Annotated in this window: 1 pseudogene; it reads left to right on the top strand. The window is 64.1% G+C overall.

Going from position 1 to position 329, the window contains the following annotated elements:
* Positions 1-7: 7 nt before the first annotated feature.
* A pseudogene (locus tag HX846_RS38120) lies at positions 8-329 on the top strand (VWA domain-containing protein); the annotation flags it as partial.

Genomic DNA, 329 nt, shown 5'->3' with positions numbered 1-329 from the left:
CCAGTAATGGCTCGGCGAACCCTTGCCGATTGCCGCCAGCGGCCGCGACTTGCTGGTGGCGGTGGACGTTTCCGGCTCGATGGACTTCCCCGACATGCAATGGCAAGACGAAGACGTCAGCCGCCTGAGCCTGGTCAAGCACCTGCTGGGAGATTTCCTGGAGGGCCGCGAAGGTGATCGCGTGGGATTGATCCTGTTCGGCAGCCAGGCCTATCTGCAAGCGCCGCTGACCTTTGACCGGCGCACCGTGCGCACCTGGCTGGATGAGGCACGGATTGGCATCGCCGGTAAAAACACCGCGATTGGCGACGCCATCGGCCTGGCCCTCA

This window comes from Pseudomonas sp. K5002 (assembly GCF_013386655.1).
In the GTDB taxonomy this organism is placed as follows: domain Bacteria; phylum Pseudomonadota; class Gammaproteobacteria; order Pseudomonadales; family Pseudomonadaceae; genus Aquipseudomonas.
The sequence above is the reverse complement of the archived record's forward strand: the minus strand, read 5'-3'. Positions and strand labels throughout refer to the sequence as shown.